The sequence below is a fragment of the Paenibacillus sp. FSL H8-0283 genome (assembly GCF_045040675.1).
GTDB lineage: Bacteria > Bacillota > Bacilli > Paenibacillales > Paenibacillaceae > Paenibacillus > Paenibacillus amylolyticus.
In genome coordinates this window covers 4430861-4446140 of sequence record NZ_CP150295.1, presented here as the reverse complement: position 1 = coordinate 4446140, position 15280 = coordinate 4430861, and the positions used below count along the sequence as shown (strand labels likewise).

The 15280-nt window shown below is 47.0% G+C and carries 19 protein-coding genes; 16 read left to right on the top strand and 3 right to left on the bottom strand.

The window, feature by feature from the left end:
- Positions 1-9 precede the first annotated feature (9 nt).
- On the top strand, positions 10-717 hold the full coding sequence (gene lipB, locus MHI52_RS19830) for a lipoyl(octanoyl) transferase LipB (RefSeq protein ID WP_405157510.1): 708 nt from the start codon (positions 10-12) through the stop codon (positions 715-717).
- A gap of 26 nt (positions 718-743) precedes the next feature.
- On the opposite strand, the gene prli42 is transcribed toward lipB, so the two are convergent.
- Positions 744-845, bottom strand: coding sequence for a stressosome-associated protein Prli42 (gene prli42, locus MHI52_RS19825; RefSeq protein ID WP_017687624.1), 102 nt, complete (start codon positions 843-845; stop codon positions 744-746).
- A 267-nt stretch (positions 846-1112) separates the two neighbouring features.
- Here prli42 and MHI52_RS19820 point away from each other — a divergent pair, with 267 nt between their 5' ends.
- Positions 1113-2246, top strand: coding sequence for a M20/M25/M40 family metallo-hydrolase (locus tag MHI52_RS19820; protein WP_405157509.1), 1134 nt, complete (start codon positions 1113-1115; stop codon positions 2244-2246).
- Positions 2247-2400: 154 nt separating this feature from the next.
- Here MHI52_RS19820 and MHI52_RS19815 read toward each other — a convergent pair whose 3' ends face one another.
- Positions 2401-2535 carry a Z-ring formation inhibitor MciZ gene (locus MHI52_RS19815; protein WP_100527202.1) on the bottom strand — a complete coding sequence of 45 codons (135 nt, stop codon included), beginning with the start codon at positions 2533-2535 and terminating at the stop codon, positions 2401-2403.
- Between the two features lie 122 nt (positions 2536-2657).
- Here MHI52_RS19815 and MHI52_RS19810 point away from each other — a divergent pair, with 122 nt between their 5' ends.
- From MHI52_RS19810 to sigF, 11 genes are all read left to right on the top strand, one after another.
- A complete protein-coding gene (locus MHI52_RS19810) occupies positions 2658-3251 on the top strand; it encodes an NUDIX domain-containing protein (RefSeq protein ID WP_405157508.1) in 594 nt (197 codons plus the stop codon).
- Between the two features lie 2 nt (positions 3252-3253).
- Positions 3254-4474 (top strand): endonuclease Q family protein, encoded by a 1221-nt coding sequence (locus MHI52_RS19805; RefSeq protein WP_405157507.1) that lies wholly within the window; start codon positions 3254-3256, stop codon positions 4472-4474.
- 162 nt (positions 4475-4636) lie between these two features.
- Positions 4637-5266, top strand: coding sequence for a stage II sporulation protein M (gene spoIIM, locus MHI52_RS19800; protein WP_017687629.1), 630 nt, complete (start codon positions 4637-4639; stop codon positions 5264-5266).
- Positions 5267-5373: 107 nt separating this feature from the next.
- Positions 5374-5841, top strand: coding sequence for a Fur family transcriptional regulator (locus tag MHI52_RS19795; protein WP_036607866.1), 468 nt, complete (start codon positions 5374-5376; stop codon positions 5839-5841).
- Between the two features lie 158 nt (positions 5842-5999).
- On the top strand, positions 6000-6242 hold the full coding sequence (locus MHI52_RS19790; protein WP_036672325.1) for a DUF4227 family protein: 243 nt from the start codon (positions 6000-6002) through the stop codon (positions 6240-6242).
- A 75-nt stretch (positions 6243-6317) separates the two neighbouring features.
- Positions 6318-7208, top strand: a complete 891-nt coding sequence (locus MHI52_RS19785) for a tyrosine recombinase (protein WP_036607863.1) — start codon at positions 6318-6320, stop codon at positions 7206-7208.
- A 129-nt stretch (positions 7209-7337) separates the two neighbouring features.
- On the top strand, positions 7338-8162 hold the full coding sequence (locus MHI52_RS19780; protein WP_036607861.1) for a purine-nucleoside phosphorylase: 825 nt from the start codon (positions 7338-7340) through the stop codon (positions 8160-8162).
- Between the two features lie 303 nt (positions 8163-8465).
- On the top strand, positions 8466-9587 hold the full coding sequence (locus tag MHI52_RS19775) for a D-alanyl-D-alanine carboxypeptidase family protein (RefSeq protein WP_405159404.1): 1122 nt from the start codon (positions 8466-8468) through the stop codon (positions 9585-9587).
- A gap of 144 nt (positions 9588-9731) precedes the next feature.
- On the top strand, positions 9732-10085 hold the full coding sequence (gene spoIIAA / locus MHI52_RS19770) for an anti-sigma F factor antagonist (RefSeq protein WP_017687636.1): 354 nt from the start codon (positions 9732-9734) through the stop codon (positions 10083-10085).
- Positions 10082-10537, top strand: coding sequence for an anti-sigma F factor (gene spoIIAB / locus MHI52_RS19765; RefSeq protein ID WP_036672324.1), 456 nt, complete (start codon positions 10082-10084; stop codon positions 10535-10537). Before spoIIAA ends, spoIIAB begins: the two co-directional genes overlap by 4 nt.
- Positions 10538-10551: 14 nt before the next feature.
- Positions 10552-11307 carry an RNA polymerase sporulation sigma factor SigF gene (sigF, locus tag MHI52_RS19760; protein WP_036607856.1) on the top strand — a complete coding sequence of 252 codons (756 nt, stop codon included), beginning with the start codon at positions 10552-10554 and terminating at the stop codon, positions 11305-11307.
- 87 nt (positions 11308-11394) lie between these two features.
- Here sigF and MHI52_RS19755 read toward each other — a convergent pair whose 3' ends face one another.
- Positions 11395-12324, bottom strand: a complete 930-nt coding sequence (locus MHI52_RS19755) for a DMT family transporter (RefSeq protein ID WP_405157506.1) — start codon at positions 12322-12324, stop codon at positions 11395-11397.
- A 108-nt stretch (positions 12325-12432) separates the two neighbouring features.
- On the opposite strand from MHI52_RS19755, the gene MHI52_RS19750 reads away from it, so the two are divergent.
- The 3 genes from MHI52_RS19750 to MHI52_RS19740 all read left to right on the top strand — a co-directional run bounded on the left by MHI52_RS19750 (position 12433) and on the right by MHI52_RS19740 (position 15267).
- Positions 12433-13341 (top strand): helix-turn-helix domain-containing protein, encoded by a 909-nt coding sequence (locus MHI52_RS19750; protein WP_405157505.1) that lies wholly within the window; start codon positions 12433-12435, stop codon positions 13339-13341.
- Positions 13342-14201: 860 nt separating this feature from the next.
- Positions 14202-14858, top strand: coding sequence for a stage V sporulation protein AA (locus MHI52_RS19745; protein WP_036607850.1), 657 nt, complete (start codon positions 14202-14204; stop codon positions 14856-14858).
- Positions 14839-15267 (top strand): stage V sporulation protein AB, encoded by a 429-nt coding sequence (locus tag MHI52_RS19740; protein WP_026080996.1) that lies wholly within the window; start codon positions 14839-14841, stop codon positions 15265-15267. Before MHI52_RS19745 ends, MHI52_RS19740 begins: the two co-directional genes overlap by 20 nt.
- The last annotated feature ends 13 nt before the right edge of the window (positions 15268-15280 follow it).

Below are 15280 nucleotides of genomic sequence, written 5' to 3'. Positions count from 1 at the left end.
GTGGGAATCATGAGCAAGCCGCTGGATGTTGCATACATATCAATGCTTGATTATGAAGAGGCTTGGAACCGCCAGAAAGCGATTGTGCAGCGATTGGACGAGGGCGAGGGAGCGGAGCAGATGCTGCTTTTACAGCATCCACCAACGTATACGATCGGCTCACAAAATCATCCGGAGCATCTGCTTCTCAGTCCGGAAGAGTTGCGTGAGCAAGGGATTTCTTTGTTTCAAATTGACCGTGGCGGTGATATTACTTATCATGGCCCGGGCCAGTTGGTAGGTTACCCGTTATTGATTCTTGGTCGGGATGAAGACCTGGATCTGCACGGCTATCTACGGAAACTTGAGCAGGTGCTTATGGATTATCTCGCAGACCAGGGCATTGAAGCTGGACGCAAAGAGGGTTACACGGGTGTGTGGATTGGTGATATGAAGATTGCTGCAATCGGCATCAAGTTTAATCGTTGCAAACACCGCCGCGGTTTTGTGACCAGTCACGGGTTTGCTTTTAACATCAGCTCAGGCATTCAACATGCAGGGTTTCAGGGGATTGTTCCTTGTGGGATTGAACAGTATGGCGTTACCTCACTGGAGGATATAACGGGCAAGTCCTATGCGGTGGAGCAAGTAGCGCAGGAGATTGTTCCGTACTTTAATCGTATTTTTCCATATCAAATTAATTGGGTCACGGAAAAAGAAGCCCTTCAACGTCTGTAAACAGGTCGTCGAAAGGCTTTAGGTTGCTATCCAAACAGCAACGGTTCGAGAGCTATGAAAAGGGTGGACCCGATCATGGCTATCAGCATGAGATAGATGATGATTTTGAACCATTTCTTTTTTTGCATGGATGAGAGAACTCCTTTCACCATAAAGTGTATGTTCAAAAAGACTGGTTTTCAGTACCAAGAAGATGGGATGAAGCTAGAAATGGAGTAGCGGAGCGTAGGGAAAACTACGTGAGCAACGGACATTTCGGCTGAATTCCATATTCGATGCTGATGATGCCGCCAGGCATCCTTCGTAATCAAAAGCAGACTTTTTGAACAACCTCATAAAATAAACAAGCCATAGTAATTGTATTGTACCGTATCTACGAGAGGGAGGAAAGTCCTATGATTAAACAACAACGTGTTATCGATCAGTTCATGGAACTGGTGCAGATTGATAGTGAAACGAAAAATGAACAGAACATCTCGAAGGTGTTAAAAGAACAGTTTGCAGAGCTTGGTCTTCATGTCTATGAGGATGATACCATGGAGCAAACCGGACATGGCGCAGGAAACCTCGTCATTACCTGGGAAGCCGAAGGAACTGAAGGGGTTGCACCGATCTTTTTCACATGTCATATGGACACCGTGACGCCGGGACAGGGAATCAAGCCTGAACTGGGTGAAGATGGCTGGATCCGCAGTGATGGAACAACGATCCTGGGAGCAGATGACAAAGCAGGGATTGCGGCATTGTTTGAAGCGATTCGTGTGATCCAGGAAAACAAGATTCCACATGGTAAAATTCAATTTGTCATTACGGTCGGCGAAGAGTCTGGACTGGTGGGTGCACGTGCCATGAATCCGAAGGATATCGATGCCGAGTTCGGTTATGCGCTGGATTCTAATGGAGCTGTAGGCACGATCTGTGTTGCTGCTCCAGCGAGAGCTGAAATTCAAATGAGCATCTATGGTAAGTCTGCCCATGCTGGCGTGAATCCGGAAGACGGGATCAGCGCCATTCAGGTTGCCGCAAAAGCAATTGCAGCGATGACACTGGGCAGAATTGATGACGAGACAACAGCAAACATTGGCAAATTCCAGGGTGGGTCAGCACTCAATGTGGTATGTGACTTTGTACAGCTTGAAGCGGAAGCTCGCAGTATTGTTCAGGAGAAAGTTGAATTGCAGGTTGCACAGATGCGTGACGCGTTGGAAACGACTTGTCGCAAATACGGTGCAACAGCTGAATTCAGAAGTGAGATCCTTTACCCTGCATTTGGCTTCCATGATGAACACGAAGTTGTACAACTTGCACAGCGTGCCATCCGCAGTATTGGGCTGGAGACAAGTACGTTTGCTTCCGGTGGTGGCAGTGATGCCAATATCTTTAACGGATTCGACCTTCCGACAGTGAATCTGGCGGTAGGGTATGAAGATATTCATACAACCAAAGAACGTATTCGTGCCGAAGACATTGTGAAGTTATCTCAGGTAGTCGTAGCTATTATTCAGGAAACGGTAGCTGACAAGAAATAATATAGAGCACATGTTACCTCACATGTTGTTAGACAAAAGTCCGAACCCGGTCTATCTGTATCGGATTCGGACTTTTTGTGAATTCATGTTATATTTCAAGTGAGAAGACTCGTTAATTTAGGGTCAAAAATGAAACAATGGATCGATTCCCCATTCATTTACGTCCAGCTAGCAGATCGATTAACTTGGCATCCGGGCCCCACTCGCGCAACCATTGTTTGAGTATGAGCTGTACTTGCCGGGCTTGTCCTACCACGTGTAAGGATTGAGGCGTCATATAACTGTTCATTGAAAGTCCCCCTGATTCGTTTATATTTGCTGTGAGAATCCTATACGCTCACCATATGCCCAAAATCAGAGATATATACATTAACCAAATATATAATCCTACGATATGGAGTTGAAGAACCAATGAAACCAAACCAATCTGTCCAATCCATCCACGCGGCGCAACCTGCCAATCCAAAACTAGATGAAGTGACCGTATCCACTAAGCCAATCTTCGAGGGCAAAGTAATTTCACTTCAAGTCGATACCGTTAAACTGCCGAATGGCCAGACGGCTACACGTGAGATAATCCGGCACCCAGGAGCGGTAGCTGTACTGGCTCTGAATGGGGATCGCATGCTTGTTGTGGATCAGTATCGTCAGGCAATGGGACGCACCGAAGTGGAGATTCCTGCGGGAAAACTGGACCCGGGAGAAGAGCCGGAAGTTGCCGCAGCACGTGAATTGCGAGAAGAGACGGGATATGTAGCCAAGTCGCTGCGTCATTTGCGTTCGTTTTACACGTCACCGGGGTTCGCAGATGAGATCATTCATCTTTACATCGCTGAAGAGTTGGAAGCAGGGGACATGGCGCTGGACGAAGATGAATTCCTTGAAGTTGCCGAAATCACTCTGGAGGAAGCCTATGCGCTTATGGACGAGAACCGGATTAGCGATGCCAAAACGATGATGGCCGTGTACGCGTGGGACCTTTACAGAACGACAGGACGGTTCTAGGCATGCAAGACCAACTGGAAACGTCCACGATGTGGGAGCCCTGTTACACAGATCTGCATATTCACATTGGACGAACCACACGCGGTGAGGCTGTTAAAATCAGCGGCAGTCGCGATCTGACATTTGAGAATATTGCTCGGGAAGCATCGGATCGCAAAGGAATTCATTTGCTTGGTGTTATTGATTGTCATTCTCCGGTTGTACAGATGGATATTGAGCAATTGCTGGAGAGTGGTACCATGTCCGAGATTGAGGGCGGCGGTATTGCCTATCAGGATACGACCATTCTGTTGGGTACAGAGATTGAGCTGCGCGAGCCTGGAATGCGTGAGTTCCATATGCTGGCGTACTTCCGTGATCTGAAAACGATGAAGTCCTTCACGGACTGGATGAAACGTTATATGAAAAATGTGAACCTCAGTTCTCAGCGTGTCTACGTGCCCGCTCTTGAGATGCAGGCGGAGATTAAGGCACGTGGTGGGCTTATTGTGCCTGCACATGTATTTACACCGCATAAAGGCATCTATGGCAGTACGGCGCCCCGTATGGGCGATGTACTGGATACCCGTCTCGTGGATGCGGTAGAGCTGGGTTTAAGCTCTGATTCATCCATGGCCAGTTATATTCGGGAATTGGATCATGTACCTTTTCTGACCAATTCGGATGCTCATTCACTCGGTAAGATTGGACGGGAGTATAACGAACTGCAAGTTGCTGCTCCTTCTTTTGATGAGTTCCGTATGGTACTTCAAGGAGAAGCCGGCAGGAAAATTGCGGCCAATTATGGACTTAATCCAAGGCTGGGCAAATATCATCGTACCTACTGTGCAGCATGTGGCAGCATTATGGATGAGCAAGCGATGTCTGCAGAGCGCTGTCCGCACTGTGGCAGTCTGAAGCTGGTGCAGGGGGTGCTGGATCGCATCTTGGCGATCTCTGATCGAGAGAGTCCTCATGTTCCTGCAAACAGACCAGCCTATCATTATCAGATACCACTGGAGTTCATCCCGGGACTTGGCAAAGCCAAACTGCGCCAGCTACTGGACCATTTTGGTACAGAAATGAACGTACTTCATCGCACGCGTGAGGAAGAGCTTGCTGCGGTTGTTGGACCTGTGCTGGCAGGCTTGATTGTGGCTGCACGGAACGGACAACTGGAGCTGTCCTCCGGAGGTGGCGGTACGTACGGAAAGGTTGCTGTTCAGGAAAAAGCTTCGGAGTGACCCCATGTAAATATTCTGTAGTTCAACTCATATAGCTTTCGTTTTACAGAGGTCCAATCTGGACAAGAAGTCATACAGGTGCATTCCGGTTCATAAGAATGACTATGAGGATGTAAATGAAAATCCTTGCAGCATGATACCGGAAAGGGGACTCGTACCTGTATGCGCTCTTCCTACTTTACATTTAAAGGTCAGACTTCGTTATATGTATTCGTGGCCGTCTTGTTTCTGGTCGGCGTCATTTTTGGTGCGCTCATGGTGAACGCATTGTCTCTCGAGCAACGTCAGGATTTGGAGGGTTATCTCGGTAATTTCTTCATGACCGTGCAGCACAGTGCACAAGTGACTGAGACCGGGGCATATTGGGACATTGCCATGCTCCATCTGAAATGGGTGGGTCTGATCTTTATTCTGGGTTTATCCGTCGTTGGACTACCCGGTATACTGGTTCTGGATTTTTTGAAAGGTGTGCTCATTGGATTCACAGTGGGGTACCTTGTTGGACAGTATTCCTGGAAAGGGTTGCTGTTTGCACTGGTGTCCGTGGCACCGCATAATCTATTTGTCATTCCGATCCTCCTGATCTGCAGTGTAGCGGCGATGACGTTCTCGTTATACATCATTCGCAATCGTGTTTTGATGCAGCGAACACCTGGTCGACAAAGGCCTTTTGCTTCATATATAGTGTTAACTTTGGTTATGGCTGCATTGCTGCTCGGCGTGGCGTCTTTTGAAACATGGGTTACACCTGCAATGATGCGTTGGGTCACGCCAATGTTACTACCGGCCTAACGTGCACCGTATAGTGTAAAATGTTGACTTTAATTACGCACTCCCCCTATAATGAAAAGAGTGGGTTAAGTTGCAGTGTGCAGTGATTTCCTAGGGGGAGGGAGAAAATGGAAGCACGGATTGATAAAATTAAGCAGCAACTACAGTCCCAAGGATATAAATTAACGCCCCAGCGGGAAGCCACCTTAAGAGTACTTCTTGAGAATGAAGAAGATCATCTGAGCGCAGAAGATGTATTCATGCTCGTTAAAGAAAAGGCTCCCGAAATCGGTCTGGCAACCGTGTACCGTACCCTCGAACTGCTGAGTGAGCTGCATGTTGTAGAGAAAATCAACTTCGGCGACGGTGTAGCGCGTTATGATCTGCGCGGAGATACATCCAAGCATCACCATCATCACTTAATCTGTGTTCAATGCGGAAGTATGGATGAAATACGTGAAGACTGGCTTGGACCGCTTGAAGAGCGTTTGGAGCGGGAATTCAACTTTTCGGTAGTAGATCACCGACTGGACTTTCATGGAATTTGTTATCGTTGCAAAGCTAAAAATGAACAGAAACCCAAAGATGAAGAATAACATAGCATATCTTCAAGCTCTCACCGGCGGTTTTGACGGGAGAGCTTTTTTGGCACCGGACATGATCTGGAGTTTCGCCCAAATGGCATAAACCTGTGTTTATGGACATACCCTGATTCAAGGACATTACCGGAATCGAATCAGGAGGGGACGCGCCCATGATTATATCAGTGCGGAGAGGGCTCCGTTTTATTCGATTTATTATATTTTTTGCTGCATTAGTTTATCTGTTCTATCATGTTCTGGATCTGTTTAATGGCTGGATCTCACCTGTGGATCAGTATCAGATGCCAACTGGCAATGCAATCAAAGTATTTCAGGAAATGGATTGGCCGGGTAATGGAGAAGGACGTCCTACGATGGCAGAGCGTCTCCGTTTGTTCTATTGGTACGGGGAGTAGCTTCGAACAGCCAGGGATGCAAATACGGGAGCAGTCTGCCAGAGCGGCAGATCTGTCAGTTGAGGAGCGTTGTACATGAAACAGACGATACACGCCTATGCCTTATACTTGGAAGATGATAAAGGGATGTCGAGCAGCACGCTTGAATCGTACCTCCGAGACGTGGACAAGTTCATTGAATTTGCAGATAAGGAATATGGCATACGCGAAGCCGACCAGGTCAGACGTACACATGTCGTCCTGTTTGCAGGTCAGCTCAAACAGGCAGGACGTGCCAATGCAACCATTGCCCGCAGCATCGTATCTCTGCGCTCCTACTTTCATTTTTTGATGCGGCGGGGTGATATTATACAGGACCCTACGTTTGATGTGGAAGCTCCCAAGGCGGACAAGACGCCACCACAGGTGTTAAGTATCCAAGAGATCGAACAACTTTTGACAGCGCCTGATACTCGTTCACCGCAGGGTGTGAGAGATCGAGCGATGCTTGAACTGTTATATGCTACAGGCATTAGGGTCTCGGAACTGATTGCCCTTGACATTCGGGATGTACAGCCAGGGATGCGCTTTATACGATGCGGTGGGGCGGGCAAGGAACGTATCCTTCCCATTGGTGCACCAGCTGCACATTGGGCAAGTGTATATGTGGAGGAATTCCGCAACAAGTTGCTCAAAACCGATTCGGACGAGCAGGCACTATTCGTGAATGTATCTGGTAGACGTTTAACCCGGCAGGGCTTCTGGAAGCTGCTCAAAAAAGCGGCGGTGGATGCGGGAATCTCGGAAGAAATTACGCCGCATACCCTTCGTCATTCGTTTGCAGCACACCTGATTGCCAATGGGGCGGATACACGTGCGGTTCAAGACATGCTGGGTCACGTGGAGCAGCCTGGACAACAATATGGCAATCATGGTCGCAAAACCATGAAAGAAATCTATGAAACCCATCATCCGAGGGCAAGATAGATTTTGACGCATGACATTCACAAATAAATGCGGAACATTGGGCCGATTTAGGATAAAATAAATTGAATACATCCAAACGCCGTTATACATAAGACGGATCGTTTCAACTCAAGGAGGAACATACATCGCATGACAGCATTAAACCAACAAATGATTTCGGAAGCAGCATCTTATATTCAAAGCAAAAGCTCCATCAAGCCGGAAGTCGGTTTGATTTTGGGTTCAGGTCTTGGCGTACTGGCAGAACTGATTGAAGATGGCGTAAGTATTGCTTATCAGGATATTCCGCATTTTCCAGTGTCCACAGTAGAAGGACATGAAGGTGAACTATTGGTCGGAACCATTAAAGGTCGTCCAGTCGTGATGATGAAAGGCCGTTTCCATATGTACGAAGGATATGGTCCGGAATTGACAGCTTTCCCGGTACGGGTTATGAAAGAACTGGGTGTAAGCAGCCTGCTTGTAACCAATGCTGCAGGCGGCGTGAATACGTCGTATGAAGCTGGAGACTTGATGCTGATCTCGGATCACTTGAATCTCACAGGCAAAAATCCACTGATCGGACCAAATGACGCTGCACTGGGCGTGCGTTTCCCGGATCTGTCCGAAGCATATAGCCGCCGTTTGCGTGCGCTGGCGAAGGATACGGCTGCATCACAAGGTTTTAACGTACGTGAAGGGGTATACGCAGGTATGCTCGGTCCGAACTATGAGACACCGGCAGAAATCAGAATGCTGCGTACATTGGGCGCAGACGCAGTGGGCATGTCCACTGTATCTGAAGTGATTGTGGCACGCCACGCGGGCCTGGAAGTACTCGGTATTTCCTGTATCAGCAACATGGCTGCTGGAATTCTGGACCAGCCGCTGTCACATGATGAGGTTATGGAGACGACGGAACGTGTGCGTGAGTCGTTCCTGGCGCTGGTAGTGGCAGTTATTCCACAAATGTAAGCAAGATTTGAGTAGATAAGGTTACCTCTTTAGATGAGAAATCATAGGGGGGTAACCTTTTTTTGTTGTGTTGAACGTACGGTTACTCATTCCTTGAGTGCAGTGCGTTTTTTTGGCTATGACCACATTTTCAATAAAAGTTCGGGAAATCATGCTTTACATGGAATAATTTACTGGAAACGGGCCGACAATGATTAGCAGTACATGCATGGAACATGCAGTAAGCAAGTCATTTGAGGAGGTAACCTTGTGAAGAAAAGAATAATGGCATCGTTCATGACCCTTTGTATCCTGCTGTCCCTTATGGCATCAACAGCATTGGCTGAAGAAACACCGAAGGCAGCGGGAGGAACTGATCTGGCCCCGTCGGCGCGCTCTGCGATCTTAATGGATGCAGACACGGGAACGGTCATTTATGAGAAAAACAGTCATGATCAGCTGCCTCCAGCGAGCATTACAAAGATTATGACCATGCTGCTTACAATCGAAGCGATCGACTCGGGTAAGCTGAAGCTGACCGACAAAGTAAGAACGAGCGAATACGCAGCTTCCATGGGCGGTTCGCAGATCTTTCTGGAGCTTGGGGAAGAAATGACGGTCGACGATATGTTAAAAGGGATCGCGATGGCTTCGGGCAATGATGCCTCGGTAGCGATGGCTGAGAAGATCGCTGGCTCGGAAGAAGCCTTTGTACAGCTGATGAATGAGCGGGCGAAGGAGCTTGGCATGAAGGATACTCATTTTGCCAACTGTAACGGCCTTCCGGTCGATAATCATTATTCTTCCGCCCATGACATTGCCGTCATGAGCCGTGAACTGCTGAAACATTCCGGGATTACGAAGTACACCGGTGCATATCAGGATTACCTTCGCAAAGATACGGAAAAGCCCTTCTGGCTGGTGAATACAAACAAGCTGGTTCGTTTTTATGAAGGGGCAGATGGTTTGAAAACAGGTTACACATCCGAAGCGAAGTTCTGTCTCTCCGCAACAGCGTCCAAGGATGGATTACGTGTCGTTTCCGTGGTACTTGGTGAACCAAATACTAAAACACGGAACAGCGAAGTATCTTCGATGTTTGACTATGCGTTCAGTCAATATACGATGAAGGCTCTCTATAAGGCAGGGGATCTGCTGGGTAGTCTGAAGATCGAAAAAGGTGAAGTTGCCGAATTGCCTCTGAATGCCACGCAAAATTATAGTGTGCTGATGCGCAAAGGAGCCAAATCCAACGACATCCGGCATGAATTGCTGGTTGCCAAAGAATTGAAAGCTCCGATCAAAGCCGGGCAAAGTATAGGTAAACTGGTTGTTTACCAGGGCAACGACGTCATTAAGGAGTTCGACATTCAGGCTCCGCAGGATGTGAATAAGGCTGGCTGGTGGAAGCTGTTCAAGCGGACAACGTCCAATCTGTTTGACTAAACGGCGATTTCCGCGAGTTGCACACATCCTTCGAACATATTTTGTAGTTAAATAGGGGTTTTCTTCTAGTTTTGTCGGGGGGCAGGAAAAGCCTTCGGAAGCGTAGAAATCCTTGTTCTAAGACAGGGAGGAGAGTGAGCAAACGTGAACTTGCATGTGGAAATGGAACACCATCGCGGGATTCTGATTGTACGATTATCCGGGGAGCTGGATCACCATACAGCTGACATGGTACGGATGCAAATGGATGAAGCCATCCAGCGGAGACAAAGCGAGCATCTCGTACTCAGCCTGAAAGATCTGCAATTTATGGACAGTTCAGGTCTGGGTGTCATTTTGGGAAGATACAAGCTCATTAAGAATAAAGGTGGCAAGATGGTTGTCTGTGACGTCAATTCGCCAGTGTACCGTTTGCTGGAAATGTCGGGGCTGTTTAAGATTATGCCGATATACGAAAATGAGGGAACTGCTCTCTCAGGTCTGGAGGTCGTCTCATGAATGAAGGAACAGGGACAAATTTCATGAATCTGCAATTCGCGGCCAAGTCAGAGAATGAGTCGTTTGCACGGGTAACCGTTGCTGCGTTTATCTCCCAGCTTGATCCAACGATGGACGAGCTCAGTGACCTGAAAACGGTCATTTCGGAAGCCGTGACCAACAGCATCATCCACGGATACAACAACAACTCCGAGGGTGTGGTGTCCATCCAGGCGGAGATTCGGGAAGACATGATCACAATCATCGTGGAAGACCGCGGTGAAGGAATCGAAGATCTTGAACTGGCCAAGCAGCCGCTATATACGTCCAAACCCGAACTTGAGCGGTCGGGCATGGGCTTCACCATTATGGAAAACTTTATGGATGAATTCGAAGTCAGCAGTGAGCCCGGCAGAGGCACCTCCATCAAGATGAAAAAAAGGATTGAATCCAAGAAAGCATTGTATAATTAGGGGTTGGTGTTCTTATGGATGCTGAAGTGAAACCATCTTCACAGACCTATTTGGACGATGCCGAGGTCAAACGGCTGATTGCGCTCAGTCAGTCGGGTGACCATGTTTCACGGGATACGCTGGTGAACTGCAACATCAGACTCGTCTGGTCCGTCGTACAGCGTTTTATGAACAGGGGATATGATCCGGAAGATCTGTTCCAGATTGGTTGTATCGGTCTGCTCAAATCAGTAGACAAATTCGATCTCAGTTATGACGTGAAGTTCTCAACCTACGCGGTACCTATGATCATCGGAGAAATCCAGCGATTCCTGCGGGATGACGGTACCCTGAAGGTCAGTCGTTCACTGAAAGAGATGGCGAATAAAGTCCGCAAAAAAAGGGACGAACTGTCCAAACATCTGGATCGTTTACCAACGATTAAGGAAGTTGCCGCAGAGCTGGGGGTAACTCCGGAGGAAGTTGTATTTGCCCAGGAAGCGAACAAACCACCGACCTCCATCCATGAGACCGTATTTGAGAATGACGGTGATCCCATCACGTTAATGGATCAGATTGCCGACGAGTCTCAGGAACGTTGGTTTGACAAGCTGGCTCTGAACGAAGCCATCGGTGGTCTCAGCGAGCGGGAGCGATTAATCGTTTATCTTCGGTATTACCGAGATCAGACCCAGTCCGAGGTTGCCAGCAGGCTGGGAATATCTCAGGTGCAGGTATCACGTCTGGAGAAAAAAATACTGCAATCCATCCGCGACCAGATCGCGCAGTGATTTCATGGGTTGCACCAACAGTATTGGCGTTTATACACCAATATACGACAACTAACAACCTTCTATCGCGCATTATGGCGAGGGAGGTTATTTGTTGTTAATACGGGGAGATTCCGAACGATTGGACTGCATGACCAGCATCATGCCAAGAATACATGCCATACCAATCCATTGATAGAAGCCAAAAGGTTCATGGAGCCATATGACGGTTGTTCCAACAGCAGCAAGCGGCTCTGCGCTCCCGAGCAGGCTAGTTTCCTTGGGTGTAAGACTTTTGAGACTCGCAATATAAAACCAAAAAGCAATCATGGTTCCAAAAAGGATTGTAAATATCAAATAACCGTAGGTTTCGAGCGTGATGTTAGCAAAATTCATTTTCCAGGGCGGGTGAATAAAACTCATTCCCAAACCACCGATGATCATAGCCCAGCCGACCACAACAAGTGAATCGAACTTTTTAATCTGTTGCACGGCATACAGCGTATAAAATGCTGCTGAAACCCCAGATAACAGTCCCCATATCACTGCGAGCGAGGAGACAGATAACTGCGTAAGCGAGCCATTCGTGAGCAGGAGAAAACACCCACTGAGAGCCAGAACGGCGCATGCAAGGTCATTGCGTGTGAGGACCGACTGCTTACGGAGTGCGATGTAAATCATGATCATGATAGGGGACAGGTACTGCAGGAGTGTAGCCACCGCCGAATTGCCGTGTTTAATGGATGCCATGTACGTATACTGAACGGCGAGCATGCCCACCAATCCGAAAATGATCATCTGCCCAGCCGTTTTTTTATTTCTCCATACATCAAAAATCTGAAATCGTCCATTTGTAAACGATTGAATAACCAGTAATAGTAACCCAGCAATCAACAATCGTACAGTGACATACCAATTGACCTCAATTCCATCCAGTTGAAACAGTTTTTGAGATACCGTACCCCCAATGCCCCAGCAGATGGCTCCCGTCAGAACGAGTACGATACCTGAAATTTTGGATTTTGCAGAAGTTGTCATTCTTGTTCGCCTCACCTTAAATATAAGAATAGTGTTATATTAAGGAGAAATACGATACATTTATATCAATATTACACTTAAAAATATAACTATATTGAGATGAGGGCCATGCAGAAGATCGAATTTATCATTGATCAACATTTGAAAGAAATGACGGAACACCGTACCGATACATTATCTATAGCTTGTTATGAGACAACCATTGTTCAAAATGTTCACAGACATATTCCTCTCCACTGGCATGATGAATTGCAGTTTGTTGCCGTTCTTCAGGGTACGGCGTTGTTTCATATCAACGATCAAAAGATGATTTTGTCCAAAGGTGACGGGATTTTTATCAACAGTGGAATAATGCATATGGCCGAAGATCACGGGGTGAGCGAGAACTGCATTTATTTATGTCTGAATTTGTCCCCACACGTTATCATGCCTTCGGATTTGTATATAAAGTACGTACATCCATATGTAACAGCAACTAATTTGCCTTTTCTGTATATCGAAAGAGCTAACGCTTGGGGAGAACAGATCTTGGATGCTGTTGCACGGATTAGAAAGGAGCTAGTGCACCAAGTTCCTTTTTACGAAGTGAATGTTGCTTCTGCGGTGCTTAATATGTGGAAACTGCTGATTATGAACGGATATTCTCTTGAACATGATCCATCAGAGATGAGCAGAAACAACCGAATGAAAGACATGTTGCAATGGATTAATCTCAATTATGCCGATCCAATTAAGCTTGAAGATATTGCAAAGGCTGGACAGTTAAGTCGATCGGAGACATGCCGTTATTTCAAGCAAATCCTGAAAACCACACCCATGCAATATGTGATCGAGTACCGCATCCAAAGAAGCATTGAACTATTGCAACTCTCCGAGCGTAGTATCACCCAAATTGCCTATGAGGTTGGTTTTAACAGCACGAGTTATTACATTAACCAATTCCGCAAAACAATGAATTCAACCCCTTTACGATTTAGAAGGGAATTGAACAAAAGAGAAAAAGAACATAATTCTTGAATTATTGTTCATGATCCGTGAACCTATCTACCAATACCGAAGAGTCGCTCATACGGCGACTTTTTGCTTCACACTCAGTTGCGCTTCAAATCCCCAAATTTCTAAAATTAATATCCAGAAGCTACCTTCACAAGTCATGGAATTTTGAGCAAAATAACCCCAAAAAGCTCATCTTTCAATTCCCTCCCTGCCCACTCCCCAGCATATTTATTTCAAACGTTTGGAAACGGGAGGACGATGGGCAGCGGAGGGATGGAATCGGTCAAAAGGAGCGAAGCGTGAGGGTTCATCTAAGGATACATAAGCAACGCAGGCGGCAGATTAGACCTAAAGAAGCGAAGCGTGCGCCTTTGTCTCCAAATTTCTAAACAACTTCTAAGACGCATGCAGAAGACAACTCCAACATCATAGAATTGTGAGAAGAATAACCCCAAAAAAGCTCATTTTTCGATTCCCTTTCTGCCACCTCCCCAGCATATTTATTTCAAACGTTTGGAAACGGGAGGACGATGGGCAGCGGAGGGATGGAATCGGTCGAAAGGAGCGAAGCGTGAGGGTTCATCTAAGGATACATAAGCAACGCAGGCGGCAGATTAGACCTGAAGAAGCGAAGCGTGCGCCTTTGTCTCCAAATTTCTAACACTTAGAAATCAATCATAAGAATTTGGAGACAACAGCGATCAGAAGGTTGGTCTGCCGTCGGAGTGTCTGCGTGTATCCTCCCCCCGAGCAACAGCGACCAATGACCGATCCATCCCGCAGCGTCAACTCAACCTTCCACCTTTTTTCCAACCAGTTTGTAATAAATTTGCACATTCTTCAAATACTAACCTAAATTACGCAGTAAAGGAGTGCTATGGATGTCCCAGACACCCACTCCAATGGTCTATATTCGTCTGCGCAGCCGTATTCGCATCCAGAGGGGCAGAGCAGTCAAGCTTGGAGACATTGCACATGTACTGACCTCTTCAGAAGACCAAGAGGTCAGGCTACTGGAGCTTGAACTGCTACGCCCTGGACCGGAGGATGGCAATCTGATCCTCATTGATATATTGCAGATAATTCCCCGAATTCGGCACATTTTGCCGGAGGTAAGTGTGGAACTGATAGGATCAGGCCATACGTTGGTTGAAGTCATTGCGGGAAATGGTCAACCTTCCAAGTCTCTGTTCATATTGGTTTGGTTGCTGCTGTTCTTCGGATCGGCCTTAACCATTATGAATTTTCATGCCGATGTGAACATGCAGGAAGTACAGATTCGTATTGTGGAGATGCTTACTGGGCATCGGGACGAACATCCCTATCTGTTCCAAGTGGCGTATTCCATTGGCATTGGATTCGGAATGGCAGTATTTTTTAATCATTTGTTCAAGAAAAAATGGAATGAGGAACCTACCCCGCTGGAAGTAGAGATGTTCCTATACCAGCAAAATGTAGATAAATATGTAGTGATTGAAGAAAGTGAACGGATGCACGAGCAGGAACGCAGGGAGATGAATGCGGATGAGCGTTCTTAATGGAGCAATCAGCATTGTATTGGGTATTGCAGGGGGAATTGCCGTAGGGAGCGGCGTAATTGCGCTTATTCTGGTGCTCGATATGATTCCCAGGTTGGCTCAACTTACGCAATCGTATGACAAAACTCACTGGTACGAAGGGGCGCTAATTGGTGGTTCACTGCTTGGGACAGTGGCGGACTTCTGGCACTGGAAAATGCATGGGGTGCTGCTGCTCAGCCCAATCGTTGGTTTATTCTGTGGCGTGTTCATCGGTCTGCTGGCCGCAGCGCTCACTGAGGTACTCAATGTACTACCCGTGCTAGCCAAACGATTGGGCATGAAACCTTATTTATTTGGATTACTGCTCGCCATGATTTTGGGTAAAATGACAGGTTCCCTGTTTGATTTTTTTATATATCAACGGTAACTCGTGGCCATAG

Bases quoted from the DNA above. Each gene is read 5' to 3' on its own strand.
- lipB (WP_405157510.1), top strand. From the start codon at position 10: ATGAGCAAGCCGCTGGATGTTGCATACATATCAATGCTTGATTATGAA.
- prli42 (WP_017687624.1), bottom strand. From the start codon at position 845: ATGCAAAAAAAGAAATGGTTCAAAATCATCATCTATCTCATGCTGATA.
- MHI52_RS19820 (WP_405157509.1), top strand. From the start codon at position 1,113: ATGATTAAACAACAACGTGTTATCGATCAGTTCATGGAACTGGTGCAG.
- MHI52_RS19815 (WP_100527202.1), bottom strand. From the start codon at position 2,535: ATGAACAGTTATATGACGCCTCAATCCTTACACGTGGTAGGACAAGCC.
- MHI52_RS19810 (WP_405157508.1), top strand. From the start codon at position 2,658: ATGAAACCAAACCAATCTGTCCAATCCATCCACGCGGCGCAACCTGCC.
- MHI52_RS19805 (WP_405157507.1), top strand. From the start codon at position 3,254: ATGCAAGACCAACTGGAAACGTCCACGATGTGGGAGCCCTGTTACACA.
- spoIIM (WP_017687629.1), top strand. From the start codon at position 4,637: ATGCGCTCTTCCTACTTTACATTTAAAGGTCAGACTTCGTTATATGTA.
- MHI52_RS19795 (WP_036607866.1), top strand. From the start codon at position 5,374: ATGGAAGCACGGATTGATAAAATTAAGCAGCAACTACAGTCCCAAGGA.
- MHI52_RS19790 (WP_036672325.1), top strand. From the start codon at position 6,000: ATGATTATATCAGTGCGGAGAGGGCTCCGTTTTATTCGATTTATTATA.
- MHI52_RS19785 (WP_036607863.1), top strand. From the start codon at position 6,318: ATGAAACAGACGATACACGCCTATGCCTTATACTTGGAAGATGATAAA.
- MHI52_RS19780 (WP_036607861.1), top strand. From the start codon at position 7,338: ATGACAGCATTAAACCAACAAATGATTTCGGAAGCAGCATCTTATATT.
- MHI52_RS19775 (WP_405159404.1), top strand. From the start codon at position 8,466: ATGGCATCAACAGCATTGGCTGAAGAAACACCGAAGGCAGCGGGAGGA.
- spoIIAB (WP_036672324.1), top strand. From the start codon at position 10,082: ATGAATGAAGGAACAGGGACAAATTTCATGAATCTGCAATTCGCGGCC.
- sigF (WP_036607856.1), top strand. From the start codon at position 10,552: ATGGATGCTGAAGTGAAACCATCTTCACAGACCTATTTGGACGATGCC.
- MHI52_RS19755 (WP_405157506.1), bottom strand. From the start codon at position 12,324: ATGACAACTTCTGCAAAATCCAAAATTTCAGGTATCGTACTCGTTCTG.
- MHI52_RS19750 (WP_405157505.1), top strand. From the start codon at position 12,433: ATGCAGAAGATCGAATTTATCATTGATCAACATTTGAAAGAAATGACG.
- MHI52_RS19745 (WP_036607850.1), top strand. From the start codon at position 14,202: ATGTCCCAGACACCCACTCCAATGGTCTATATTCGTCTGCGCAGCCGT.
- MHI52_RS19740 (WP_026080996.1), top strand. From the start codon at position 14,839: ATGCGGATGAGCGTTCTTAATGGAGCAATCAGCATTGTATTGGGTATT.